Origin of the sequence: Rhizocola hellebori (assembly GCF_016862955.1) — a bacterium.
GTDB lineage: Bacteria > Actinomycetota > Actinomycetes > Mycobacteriales > Micromonosporaceae > Rhizocola > Rhizocola hellebori.
Genome location: NZ_BONY01000101.1, coordinates 19,373 through 31,468 on the forward strand (window position 1 = coordinate 19,373; position 12,096 = coordinate 31,468).

Here is a 12,096-nt window from a genome sequence, read left to right on the forward strand (position 1 = left end):
CATATCGCGGACGGAGAAGCTGAGATGCCCGCGAGGAGGAGCAAGCCTTGTACAGCCAACAGGAACAGGTGCACGCACATCGGTTCACGATCCGCCGGATCCAGGCCTCACTGATTACCGGTGAGCCTGACGCCCATGAGGTGCCGTTGTCGCGGGCCGGTGGAGCGCTTATCGGTGGCGCCCTGCTGGTGGCGCTGATCCTGGCCGGCATGTTCATTTTCGGCCAGGTGAAGAAGGACAGGTGCCGAGCGGCGCCGTCACCGTCCTGTGTGGCCCCGGCGCAGCAGTAACCACGGCTGCCGCCGGGAGCCGGTCACTGCCACAGCTTGGCGTTGCCCAATTCGGTCTGCTGGTAGTTTTCCAGCGCCGTGCCGACCGCCTTGCCGATGTCCGCCAGGACCATGTTCATGTCGCGAACAGCGGTGTCCCACTTGTTCTGAGCGGCTTGGTAGGCCTCGCGGTCGCTACCGGTCCACTCGATCTTCTGCAGACGGTCCTTGAGGCTGTCGAGCTTGCTGCCCAACGCTTCCGAGATGGACTTGATTTCGGTGTGGGCGGTTTCCATCGCGGCGTAGTTGACTTTGATCATATCGACGTCTCCGCGCTCACTCGTTCAGACCGGACAGGGAGTTGAACATCTGAGCCTGTTCCTCTTCGTTGCTCGCGTGCTGTGAGCCGCTCTTGTCGAGCAGATCGGCGATGTCACCCATGGCCCCGGTGAGCTTGGAGACGTCTCCGTTCCACCGCTCCATCAGCTCCTGGAAACGCGTTGCTGCTTGGCCCTGCCATGCGCCGCTAAGCTCGGATACGGCGTTGGCCAGTCGCTTGAGGTCACCATTGGCTTCCTCGCGCGTGGCGCGCACATCCTGTGCCGCGGCAAGCAGAGTTTCATGATCGAGCTCGATCGTCATGTGACCCTCCACCTTGGTGGTTGTAGATACCTGCTCTAGGCTGCTCCACCCGGGGAAAGGCAACCAGTGGGCTAGCCCTCTACTTCCGCAGGGTTTTCCCCGTCGCTGTCATTGCGGCCCCCAGCGCAGAAATGCCAGCACCGCCTGGACTCGCTTGTTGATCCCGTCGTCGGGGTGGATGTCAAGTTTGCGATAGATCGCCGACACCACCTCTTCGATGACCTTGACCGAGTAATTCAGATTCCAGGCGATCGCCGAGTTGGACCATCCCTTGGCCATGAGGGTCAGCACCTGACGTTCCCGCGGCAGCAGATCCGCCAGCGGGTCGTTGATGCGCGGGCGGCGGATCAGGTCGGAGACCAGCGTCTCGTCGAGCCGGACCCCGCCGGAGGCGACAGTCCGGATGATCTGCACCAGGGCGCTCATGTCGTCGACGCGATCCTTGAGCTGGTACCCGACCCCGTTGCCCAGCGCCAGAACCGCCTCCACCCACGACAGCTCGCCGTGGTTGGAAAGCATCAGGATGCCTACCTCCGGGTGGCTGGCCCGGATTTCGCGGGCGGCGTCCATCCCCGCCGCACGGTCGGCGGGGGCGCGCTGGCGCGGCATCATCATGTCGAGGGTGACGACGTCCGGCGGATCCTTGTGTACCAGCGTCATCAGCTCCGCGGTGGTCTTGGCCTGCCCGATCACGGTCAGGCCGTGCTGCGGCAAAGTGGTGACGAGGTAGTCATGAAACAGCCCGCCGTCCTCGGCGACTATTACCCGCATGGCAGCTCGGCCCTCACCATCGTGCCTCCGCCCGGTTTGGCCAGAATGCTCAAAGTCCCACCCAATACGGCGGCCCGGCCCCTCATGTTCTTAAATCCCGTGCCTTCCCGGGTGCTCAAGGCCAGTCCCTGTCCGTCATCGGAGACCTCGGCGATGACGTGTCCGGCCCGCTGCTGGATCCTGATGTCGATCCGGCTCGGGTTGGCGTGCTTGCGCGCATTGCCCACCGCCTCGCTGACGATGAGGTAGAGCTCGTACTCCAGCTGATCCGACCATCGCACTGCCGGTTCGTCTATGTGCAGCGACACCGGCGAACGCCGCATCAGGCTCTCCAGCGCGGCCCGCAGCCCGATCGCGGGCAGCGCCGAAGGATAGATGCCGTCGATCACCTCGCGGAGGTCGCGTACGGTCTGCTGCAGCACCTCGGCGATGTGCGGCAGCAGGCGCTGGGTGTCCGAACCGGACAGTTGCTGCCTGGCCTGGCCGATCAGGCCCTGCAGCAGCGAGAGCTGATGCTGGGGCCCGTCATGCAGATCCGAGCGGATCTGGTCACGGGTCCGCCTTTCGATCTCCTGCAGATCGTGCATGTGCAACCGGCGCAGGTAGGCCAGGTTGGCCGAGCGCAGCGGGAGCAGGTGCTCGGTCAGCAGCACCGCGGCGGCGAGCCGTCGCTGCTGGCCCTGCTCGGCCAGGAACGGGTCGTGTGCCAGGACCGCCAGGGGCTGGCGAGCCGGGCCGACGATGGTGACGGCACGTTCGGGCGCCAGCCCGGCCCTGGTGGCTCCTGGAGCCTCCAGATAGCCGCCGGAGTCGTCGCGCACGAACAGCCGCAGGTGCGGGTCGTCGAGGGCGGCGGCCAGGCTGTCGCGAAGCGAACCGTCGTGGACCAGGGCCAGGGCTCGGTGTATCGCCCGTTCGCCGTCCCGGGTCCGCAGCACCCCCGCCAGGGCCGCTATGGCAAGCACCGCAAGGGAAAGCGAGTACAACACCAGCACTATGGCCTGGGCCGGCGGCGGCACCCGCAGCAGCGCCACCACGATGCCGGCCAGGATCACCAGGCCGGCCAGCGCGGCCGAGATCCAGAACGGGGTGCGTGCCCGCCGGCCGGCCGGGGTCTCGCCGCGCCATCGGCCGCCGATGAGCACGATCACCGTCGCGGTCAATGCCGCGCCGACCACTCCGGCGATCGGCGACCAGATCGAGGTCTGCGACGCCGGGCCGCCCCACAGCTGTGGTGGCAATGGGTCCTCAGCCAGCGTGCGCAGCCCCTGAATGACCAATGTGGACAGATACAGCGCCCAGACGGCCAGACGGTCCACTGCCCGGCTCAGCCGCCCGTCGGGGAAGGCGAGCAGGATATGGGCCAGGACAACGGCGTGCAGCGGGAACAGCCAGGACCCGAGGCGCGCCAAGGCCGGATCGGCGACGAGCTGAAGATCGCCGAAGTACCAAAGCGAGCCTGCCGCGATGAGCAGCGGACCCATCCGGGCGGCCCCGGCGGTCGCCCGGATCCACACGAACAGGCCGATGCCGATTCCGAACAGGCCGATCGGCTGTGTCACCAGGGTGGCCCAGGTCGGCTCCTGCGCCCTCTCGGACCACATCGCCCCCACGGCCCCGCCGAAGGCGCACGTGGCAGTGGCTATAGGCAATGCCAGGCGAACCCACCCCGCACGACTCACTACACCCATGATGGATAGCCTAGTCAGCCATTTCAATCATTGGCTCGGCTCCGGTCACGGGTGGACCGGCCTCCAGTCCGCAGCGTCGCCGTCGTGCGCGGTGACGTCCTGGGAAACGGCGGCTGCCTGCGGCCACACCGGGCCGGGGGCGAAACCGATCGGGTTGGTGGCCTCGAACTCGAGGGCTGACCCGGCAGTGTCCTGCTGGGCAACGAAGTTCGCGAAGGCTGCCGTCAGCGCCACCGCGGCGCCCAGCGCCGTCAGCAGACCCGCTGCGCCGATCGGGGCGGTCACGCCGCCGGCCAGGCCGACGATGAGAGTGATCAACCCGCCGATGACGACCGTGAGCGCGGTGGCCAGCGCCACCATGAAGGCGATCCCGTGGGTGACCATGCTCTGCAGCGAGGTCGCGGTCTTGTCCGCCATGGCGGCAACCCGCTTGGCCGCATCCATCTGCGGGGTCACCACGGTGAAGTACTTGGCGGCGGCCGGCCCTTCCCAATGGGTGCCCAGCCTGTCCTGGGGGTTGTTCAGCTTCACGGCCACGCCATTGGCGAGATTGCGGATCTCGAACCACTTGTCGTCCCACGACATCATCGTCAGGATGATCTCGCCTCCGACCTTGACCCGGTTGAAGTCGGCCTTCATCTTATTGATCTCGGTCTTGGCCCAGTTGTAGAGCTTCACCAAGGCGCGTCGAGCGCTTTGCACCAGGTCTCCGAGGTACTCGGCCGCCTCGTCCAGATAGTGCAAGCCTTTCTGGTACGCCCGGTCGATCGCGTCGATCTTGTCATCGAGCTTCTTGAGCAGATCGTTGATCTTCTCTTGCAGAAGGATGAAGTCTGCGGGGGTGGTCATAGCTATTCCTGCCTGCCGTGGGGACTAAGGGCTGACGGTGCCGAGCTGCTGGGCGTGCCGTTCCTCGGTCGCCTCGTAGGTCGTCGCGATGTGGCCCAGCGTGTCGCGGATCTCGCCCATCCGGACTAGCGCTTCGTTGCAGCGGGCGACCACGGCATTGACCATGAGGTGGTACTTCGGAATGAACAGGGTGTAGAGCCCTTGGTCGGTGAATTCCAGAACGTCGGCCTTCTTCCCGATGTTCTCCATCTCCAGACTCTCGGTCTCCCAGATCTTCGCCTCGTCGAGCAGTTTGGTGGTCTCGACGGCGAAGCCGGCCGTTGGAGCGGTCATGCTCAATCTCCTCTCAGGAAGGCCGCGGCTTCGTTGAGCAGCCGCGCGGCCCGGTCGGCCGGGCTGGCGTTGGCAGCATTGACAAGCTCGCTGCGGGCGGCCGCCAGCGCCGTGTTCAGTGCCGAGGTCAGCTCGCTGCCGGTCTTGTCCGACGCCCACGCCTGGTCGGCCGAGCACGAAAGCGCGCCGTCGCTGCCAAGGGTCAGCGTGAGCATGCCGGAGGCGGCGGAGCCGGTTGCCTGGCGCACCTGGGGTTCGGTGAGGGCCTCGAGGTCGGCGGTGATTTCGAGCAGTTCACGCAAAAGCTCGCCGACCTCCCTAGGATGCACCGGGACTTCGGGCCTACTCGGCGGCTGGAACGCTTGGGCCGCAACAGGTTGCTCGTCGACTTCAGAGGTGGGCAGGTCGACCTTTTCCAGCAGGCTCGCCCAGGCGGTCAGCCGTTGCTTCGTGGCCGCCGCGAACGCAGCCGCCACCGCAGGGCCGAATGCCGTGGGGTGCAAGCTGCGCGCCCAACCCTCATCGACCTCAAACGAAGCCGGTAGCCCTTCGGCGTCCAGCGTCACCTGCACGACGCCGCTGGGATCGGTGGCCTGCACCGTCTGCGGCATTCCGCCCTGGAAATCGTGAATTAGCCTTTGCTGGCTGGCCGCATGGCCGCCCATTTCCCGAAGGATGTCCTCCGCCATGTAACCCCTATCGACGCAGCGAAATATAGCACCTCGTTGCCGGTGGTAAAACGGTAAAGTACTCGGTCCGTAGCTAGCTTCTGTCGCGGCCACCACCCATCACGCCACGCACGGCCCACAGGCCGCCGAGGATGAGACCGCCGAGGACGGCGACGGGCGTGACCGGCCCATTGAGGGCGGCAATCGCGCCGACCGCCAGACCGTAGCTGATGGAAAGAATGATGAGGTTTCTGGCCGAAAGCTGAGGAGTCATGCTTTTCACGGTGCGGCTTGGCGAGCCTGTTGCCCAGCCGCCGGCCGATCCAACCCGGCATCCAACGACAGTTGGATATCGGCCTGCGGCGATTGGTGCCAAGCTTGGCCGATGGCGGGTGAGGTGGATGCTGGCCGGGATGAATGGCAGCGCAGCATCCGAGGCTGGCACCTCGCATTTGGACTGTTGGCCGCGGTTACCGGCGTGCTCTACACGCTAGAGGACGGGATAGCGCCGGTGCAGCGATTCGCCGCCCTCGGCATGCTGGCCATCCTTTCTGTTTGGTACGCGAAGACCGCGGCCCGCGTCCTGCAACGTGAACGCGCCCGCCTGGGACTGGTCTACCTAATCGGCGCAGTGCCGCTGACGCTGGCCATGTTCGCGATCCGTCCGGTGGGCGCCATGATGCTATTCGCGTTGTATCCCCATATCTGGGCGCTGTTACCTGTTTCCCGTGCGATCGTCGCCACCGCGGTCACGATCGCGGGCACCGCCATCATCACCCTGGTCGATGCCGAGCTTGAGCCGATCGCGTTGCTTGAGGCGCTGATTCCCGCGGCGATCGGCCTTGTGGTGGCGACCGCGGTCGGGGTGTGGGTGGGCCGCATCATCGAGCAGAGCAAGCAACGCGCCGAGCTGGTCGCCGAATTGGCCGCGGCGCGGGCGCAGCTGGCTCGGGTCAGCCGGGAGGCCGGGGCGCTGGCCGAAAGGGAAAGGCTGGCCCGTGACATCCACGACACGCTGGCGCAGGGCTTCGCCAGTGTCGTCCTGCTGCTCGAAGCGGCCGACGCCGCCGGCGGCATCGGTGCTGCGCGCCAGTACATTGACCGTGCCCGGCAGACTGCCCAGGAGAATCTCGCCGAAGCTCGGGCGCTCGTGGGCGAGCTGACCCCACCGGCCCTGCGCGACGCCTCGCTGCCCGATGCCTTGCGCCATCTGGTGACGCGGCTGGGACCCGAGCTCGGTCTAGTCCCGGCCCTGTCCGTCACCGGATCGGCACGGGCGCTGCCCGCCGATCAGGAGGTGGTGTTGCTGCGGGTGGCCCAGGAGGCGCTGACCAACGTGCGCAGGCATGCCGCCGCGAGCCGGGTCGAAGTCGCACTGTCCTATCACGACAGTGGGGTGAGCCTGTCGGTCAAGGACAACGGCCGCGGCTTCGATCCGGCCCGGGTGACCGGCGGCTTCGGCCTGGCCGGCATGCGGGATCGGGTAACCCAGCTGGGTGGCCGGCTGGAGCTGTGCGCGTCAGCGTCGCAAGGGGCGACCATCCGAGCGGAGCTGATGTCGTGAGCGAGGTGCGGGTGCTGATAGTGGACGACCATCCCGTGGTGCGGGAAGGGTTGCGGGCGGTGCTGTCCGCCGAGACGGGCATCGCGGTGGTGGGGGAGTGCGGCTCAGGCGATGTGGCGGTGGAGCTTGCCGCACAGCTGCGACCCGACGTGGTGCTGATGGATCTGCGGCTGCCGGGCCTGGACGGCGTCGATGCCACGAGCCGCATCGTGTCGGCCGGGACAGCGGCCGTGTTGGTCCTCACCATGTACGACACCGATGGCGACATCATCCGGGCGGTGGCCGCGGGCGCCACCGGCTATCTGCTCAAGGAAAGCTCGCGCCAGGAGCTGGCCGCCGCGGTGCGCGCCGCTGCCCGCGGCGAGACCGTGCTGGCCGCGCCGGTCGCGGCCAAACTGGTGAACCGGGTGCGCGGCGGCGAGCCGCAGCTGAGCCGCCGCGAGCTACAGGTGTTGCAGTGCATAGCCGATGGCATGTCCAATCCGGAAATCGGGCGGGATCTGTTCATCAGCGAGGCCACCGTGAAAAGTCACGTCATGCGGATCTTCGAGAAGCTGTCGGTCAGCGACCGCACCGCCGCTGTGACAGTCGCCCTCGCCCGCGGCATCCTCCGCTTGCCGCACTAGCACCGCCCACCGTGCGGCAAAGCCCTGGCATCCAAGGGGAGCCGTGCGGCAAAGCCCTGGCGTCCAGGGAGCCGTGCGGCAAAGCCCTGACGTCCAGGGAGCCGTGCGGCAAAGCCTTGGCATCAGGGGCGGGTGCGGCAGATGCCTTGGCATCCATGGTGAAACCCCCGGGACGGCCTGGTGGCCGAGCCCGGGGGGTGTGGTGGGTGCGGGGGGCAGATCGGCTAGGACCAGCGAAACATCCGGATGGCGCCGATCCAGGCCAGGGCGGTCCAGACGAGCAACACTCCAATGTGGAGCAACTGGGGCCACTGCCCGATCGCCGAGTCTTGCAGCGCCTGCACTCCGGCCCCCAGCGGGGTGAAGCTGCTTATGGTGCGCAACGCTTCCGGCATCACCTTTACCGGCACCCACAGCCCGGCGAAGAACATCAGCGGGAAGAACACGGCCGAGCCGATGCCCTGTGCCGTTTTGCTGCCACTGACGCTGGCGAGCATCAGGCCGATGCCGAACATCGCGGCCACGCAGAGGATGTAGATCAGGGCGAAGGCCGCCGGGTTGCCGGGCAGGGCGACGCCGAAGGCGACCCAGCCGAGCAGCAGGACGGCCAGGCTGCCCATGAGCAGCACGGCGAACTGCACGGCCGCCTGAGCGAGCAGCAGGTCCTTGGGGCGCACCGGGGTGGTGGACAGCCGGCGCAGGATGCCGCGTTCGCGGTAGAGGGCAAGCTGCACCGGCATGGTGCTGATGGCCACCATCGCGATCGCCATGATGATCATCGTTGGCACGTAGAGCGCGATCACCGACTGCCCGCCCAGTTCCGGTTTGGCCTCGCGGAAGGAGGGGATGGCACCCAGGATGATCAGGATCAGCGGGCTCAGCAGCAGCCCGAAGATGATGGCGGCGATGTCGCGGAAGTAGAGCCGGAATTCGCTTCGCAGCAGATGGGTGTTCATGCGCGTTCTCCTGTCAGGACGATGAAGGCGTCGTCGAGGTTGGCTTGGTCGACGCGCAGGTTGAGGGGGACGAGCTGCTGGCGGCTCAACTCTGTGATCACTTGGGGGAGTGCTTCCTGGGTACCAGCCACAGTCAGCTCTTGATCTTGATCTTCTACCGACGTGACCGAGGGCAGTGACCGCAGGGCGGCCAGGTCGGCCGGGCTCGAGGTGCGGAACCGCAGCACCTGACCGGCTGCCACCTGCGCGGTGAGGTTGGCCGGGGTGTCCAGGGCGGCGACCCGCCCACCGTGGATGACGGCGATCCGGTCGCAGAGCCGTTCGGCCTCGTCCATGAAATGGGTCACCAGCAGGATGGTCACCCCACGGTCGCGCACCTGGGAGATGAGCTGCCAGGTGTCGCGCCGCGCCTGGGGGTCGAGCCCGGTGGTGAGCTCGTCGAGGATCGCGATCTTCGGATTGCCCACCAGGGCAAGGGCGATCGACAGGCGCTGCTTCTGGCCGCCGGAAAGCTTGGCGTACTGCGTTTTGGCGGAGGCGGCCAGGCCAAGCTCGTCGATGAGCTGCGCCGGCCTTGCCGGGTCGGGGTAGAAGGAGGCGAACAGGTCCACCGCCTCGCGGACGGTGATTTTGTCCTGCAGCGCCGACTCCTGCAGCTGCACGCCCACCAGACGGCGCAGCGGAGCCGGATCGTGCTGCGGGTCGTTGCCGAGCACCCGGATGGTGCCGCTGTCGGGGGTGCGCAGGCCGCTGATGCACTCGACCGTGGTGGTCTTGCCTGCGCCGTTGCGGCCGATGACGCCGAAGATCTCGCCGGGCTCGACCGCGAAGGTGACGTCTTCGACCACGATGCGCTCGCCATATCGCTTCGTCAGGTTGGAAACCTCGATGATTGCCATGCCAGTAACGCTAGAAATCCGGGGCGGGCGTTGGTATCCGTCCATCTCTCCGATTGGGGTGGGGCTAGCTCTACCCCCACCGATGGGGATGGGGGTACTGCCGCCCGCCGCTGCGAGGGGTAAGACTGGCGACATGACACGACGGCTGAGGGCTCTGGCGGTGGGCTTCGAGCTCTTCGCGCTCACGCTGCTGGGCGTGGCCGGCTTCGCCGTGACCATAGCCGCGTTCGCTCCCGGGTTCGGGCTCGGCATGCTTTTCCTGCTCCCGGCGCCGTTGCTGTGGGGCCGGACCATCGCCCAGGTGGCGCGGCAGCGCACGGCTTTGCTGGCCGGCGTCAGCATCGCGGCGCCCTACCAACCCGCGCCTCCGCCGCCCGTGCGCCAGGCGGACGGGTGGTATCGCAAGGACCGTGTGCTCTACCGCAGCCCATACTGGCCGGCCCTGATGGGCCGCATCGAGTGGCTGCTGGGCGACAACGCGACCTGGCGCGACCTGGGCTGGATGATGATCGCCCCGGTCACCGGCGGGTTGCTGGCCCTCGCGCCGGCCCTGCTCATCGCCGCCGGGATCGTTTTGCCTTTTTTCGGGTACCCGGTGGGGCTGCTGCTGATCCCGGTCGGCTTCCTCAACGCCGAATATGCCGTGCGCGGCGCGGCTGCCTTCAACCGGCGGCTGCTCGGCGGGCCGTTCCTGCGGTCCAATGTGGACAATGTGCTGCCGGTGCGGCATCCCGTGAAGGAGTGGGTGGCCCAGGCCCTGCTGCCCCCGCTGCGGCTCGCTGTCCTTCTGCTGACAAGCCTCCTGGCGATCCCGGTCTTCGTCGCGACGGTGCTGGGCTTCATCGCGGCCTACGGGCTCGGGCTCATCTTCCTGGTACCCATGGTGCTGGGAGATCTGCGCTGGCTGGCCACCTGGCGCCGCTCGCTGGCGCACTGGTCCGGGCCGCCGATCCCCGCGCCCTACCGCCCGCTGCCGGTTCTGGTGGCCAACTCCGAGGGCCTGTTCCAGGTGGGCAAGAGCCTCTACCGCACGCAGCGGTGGGCCGTGTGGGCACAGCGTTTCAGCTGGCTCACCGGGGATCCGGCCACCTGGCGCGAGGTGCTGTGGCGCGGGCTCGACCCGATCGTCGGCGGCCTGCTGGCCGGCATCCCGGTGGCCATGATCGGCTACGGGATCTGGGGGCTCGTCCTGCCCCGCATCACCCAGACCGTGCTCGGCGCGCCACGCCACGACTGGTACGGCGCGATCGATGGCAACCCCTGGCCGGCGATCCCGGTCGGTCTCCTCCTGGCCTGGATCGGCATCAAAATCGCTCCCGCGGCGGTGCGCTGGCACGGCCGGTGGAGCCGGGTGCTGCTCTCTCCGAGCGCGCAAGCTGTTCTCTCGCAACGAGTCGAGCAGCTCACCCAGACCCGCGCGGACGCCACCGCCGCCTCGGCCAGCGAGCTGCGCCGCATCGAGCGAGACCTGCACGATGGCACCCAGGCCCGTCTGGTCGCGCTGGGCATGAACCTTGGTGCGATCGAGCGCCTGCTCGACACCAACCCGACCGCGGCCCGTGAGCTGCTCGCCAAGACCCGAGAGTCGGTGGGGACTGCGCTGCGGGAACTTCGGGAGCTGGTACGCGGGATCCACCCGCCCGTGCTCGCCGAACGTGGCCTCGCCGACGCGGTGCGGGCGCTGGCGCTGGACAGTCCACTGTCGACAGTCGTCTCCGCGCACCTGCCCTGGCGGCTGCCCGAGCCGATCGAGGCCGCGGCCTACTTCGGGGTGGCCGAAGCGCTGGGCAACGCCGCCAAACACTCCGGTGCCACAAAAGCCACCGTCTCGATGGAGCTGACCACCGAGAACCTGCGTATCGTGGTCGGCGACAACGGCAAAGGCGGCGCCGACCCGATGCGGGGCAGTGGGCTGCGCGGCCTGGCCCAGCGGCTGGGTATCTTCGATGGGATCGTCACCATCTCCAGCCCAGCTGGCGGACCCACCGAGCTCACCCTGGAGATCCCATGCGCGTCGTCCTCGCCGAGGACCTCTACCTCCTGAGAGAAGGCCTCATCCAGCTGCTGCGCGCCTACGACTTCGAGATCGCGGCCGCGGTCGAGTCCGGGCCGGAGTTGCTGGCGGCGCTGCTCGAACACCGGCCGGACGTGGCCGTGGTCGACGTCCGGCTGCCGCCGACCTTCACCGACGAGGGCCTGCGGGCCGCTCTGGAAGCCCGCCGCCAGGTCCCCGGGCTTCCGGTCCTGGTGCTCTCCCAGCACGTCGAACAGGTCTACGCCCGTGAGCTGCTCGCCGACGGCTCCGGTGGCGTGGGATATCTGCTCAAGGACAGGGTGCTCAACGCCGAACAGTTCATCGACGCCGTGCGCCGGGTAGCCCTGGGCGGGACAGCCATGGATCCCGACGTCATCGCCAAACTCCTCACCGCCGCGCCTTCCGCCGGCCCGGTCGGCGAGCTGACCCCACGCGAGCGGGAGGTGCTCGCCATGATGGCCGAAGGCCGGTCCAACGCGGCCATCTCACAACGCCTCTTCATCAGCGAAGGCGCCGTGGGCAAACACACGGCCAGCATCTTCGGCAAACTGGGCCTGGCACCCTCCGATGACGACAATCGCCGGGTCCTGGCGGTGCTGGCCTACCTCAACTCCGCCCGCCCATGAGCAGCCGCCCGCCCAGGGCTTCCATCCCGATGCTGACCCGCGCCTAGCCTGCCGCCTTTGAGCAGCTGGCCCGCTTCGGGCATCCATCCCGATGCTGACCTGCGCTTAGCCTGCCGCCTTTGAGCAGCTGGCCGCTTCGGGCATCCGGCCGGTGCTGACCTGCGCTT

At 67.8% G+C, this 12,096-nt stretch carries 15 protein-coding genes; 5 read left to right on the top strand and 10 right to left on the bottom strand.

Going from position 1 to position 12,096, the window contains the following annotated elements; genetic code table 11:
* Nucleotides 1–47: 47 nt before the first annotated feature.
* Nucleotides 48–290, top strand: coding sequence for a type VII secretion protein EccB (locus tag Rhe02_RS43280; protein ID WP_203914356.1), 243 nt, complete (start codon nt 48–50; stop codon nt 288–290).
* Between the two features lie 23 nt (nt 291–313).
* Here Rhe02_RS43280 and Rhe02_RS43285 read toward each other — a convergent pair whose 3' ends face one another.
* The 8 genes from Rhe02_RS43285 to Rhe02_RS43320 form a co-directional block, all read right to left on the bottom strand.
* Complete coding sequence (locus tag Rhe02_RS43285) at nt 314–589, bottom strand: WXG100 family type VII secretion target (RefSeq protein ID WP_203914357.1); 276 nt, start codon at nt 587–589, stop codon at nt 314–316.
* Nucleotides 590–605: 16 nt separating this feature from the next.
* Nucleotides 606–911, bottom strand: a complete 306-nt coding sequence (locus tag Rhe02_RS43290; protein ID WP_203914358.1) for a WXG100 family type VII secretion target — start codon at nt 909–911, stop codon at nt 606–608.
* Between the two features lie 108 nt (nt 912–1,019).
* Entirely contained in the window at nt 1,020–1,682 is a 663-nt protein-coding gene (locus tag Rhe02_RS43295) for a response regulator (RefSeq protein ID WP_203914359.1), read from the bottom strand.
* A complete protein-coding gene (locus tag Rhe02_RS43300; RefSeq protein ID WP_203914360.1) occupies nt 1,673–3,373 on the bottom strand; it encodes a sensor histidine kinase in 1,701 nt (566 codons plus the stop codon). Before Rhe02_RS43300 ends, Rhe02_RS43295 begins: the two co-directional genes overlap by 10 nt.
* Before the next feature lie 45 nt (nt 3,374–3,418).
* Nucleotides 3,419–4,222, bottom strand: a complete 804-nt coding sequence (locus Rhe02_RS43305) for a hypothetical protein (protein ID WP_203914361.1) — start codon at nt 4,220–4,222, stop codon at nt 3,419–3,421.
* 24 nt (nt 4,223–4,246) lie between these two features.
* Nucleotides 4,247–4,555, bottom strand: coding sequence for a hypothetical protein (locus tag Rhe02_RS43310; RefSeq protein ID WP_203914362.1), 309 nt, complete (start codon nt 4,553–4,555; stop codon nt 4,247–4,249).
* 2 nt (nt 4,556–4,557) lie between these two features.
* A complete protein-coding gene (locus tag Rhe02_RS43315) occupies nt 4,558–5,244 on the bottom strand; it encodes a hypothetical protein (protein WP_203914363.1) in 687 nt (228 codons plus the stop codon).
* 73 nt (nt 5,245–5,317) lie between these two features.
* Nucleotides 5,318–5,497 (bottom strand): hypothetical protein, encoded by a 180-nt coding sequence (locus Rhe02_RS43320; RefSeq protein ID WP_203914364.1) that lies wholly within the window; start codon nt 5,495–5,497, stop codon nt 5,318–5,320.
* A 111-nt stretch (nt 5,498–5,608) separates the two neighbouring features.
* Between Rhe02_RS43320 and Rhe02_RS43325 the strand changes: the two genes are divergently transcribed.
* Complete coding sequence (locus Rhe02_RS43325) at nt 5,609–6,787, top strand: sensor histidine kinase (RefSeq protein ID WP_203914365.1); 1,179 nt, start codon at nt 5,609–5,611, stop codon at nt 6,785–6,787.
* A gap of 5 nt (nt 6,788–6,792) precedes the next feature.
* Complete coding sequence (locus Rhe02_RS43330; RefSeq protein ID WP_203914370.1) at nt 6,793–7,413, top strand: response regulator; 621 nt, start codon at nt 6,793–6,795, stop codon at nt 7,411–7,413.
* A gap of 224 nt (nt 7,414–7,637) precedes the next feature.
* On the opposite strand, the gene Rhe02_RS43335 is transcribed toward Rhe02_RS43330, so the two are convergent.
* Both Rhe02_RS43335 and Rhe02_RS43340 read right to left on the bottom strand, forming a co-directional pair.
* The gene (locus Rhe02_RS43335; protein ID WP_203914366.1) at nt 7,638–8,369 is read right to left on the bottom strand and encodes an ABC transporter permease; all 732 of its coding nucleotides are present in this window, start codon (nt 8,367–8,369) and stop codon (nt 7,638–7,640) included.
* Nucleotides 8,366–9,268 carry an ABC transporter ATP-binding protein gene (locus tag Rhe02_RS43340; protein WP_203914367.1) on the bottom strand — a complete coding sequence of 301 codons (903 nt, stop codon included), beginning with the start codon at nt 9,266–9,268 and terminating at the stop codon, nt 8,366–8,368. Before Rhe02_RS43340 ends, Rhe02_RS43335 begins: the two co-directional genes overlap by 4 nt.
* 133 nt (nt 9,269–9,401) lie before the next feature.
* Between Rhe02_RS43340 and Rhe02_RS43345 the strand changes: the two genes are divergently transcribed.
* Nucleotides 9,402–11,312 (top strand): sensor histidine kinase, encoded by a 1,911-nt coding sequence (locus Rhe02_RS43345; protein ID WP_203914368.1) that lies wholly within the window; start codon nt 9,402–9,404, stop codon nt 11,310–11,312.
* The gene (locus tag Rhe02_RS43350) at nt 11,276–11,929 is read left to right on the top strand and encodes a response regulator transcription factor (RefSeq protein WP_203914369.1); all 654 of its coding nucleotides are present in this window, start codon (nt 11,276–11,278) and stop codon (nt 11,927–11,929) included. The genes Rhe02_RS43345 and Rhe02_RS43350 overlap by 37 nt, the downstream gene beginning before the upstream one ends.
* Nucleotides 11,930–12,096 lie beyond the last annotated feature (167 nt).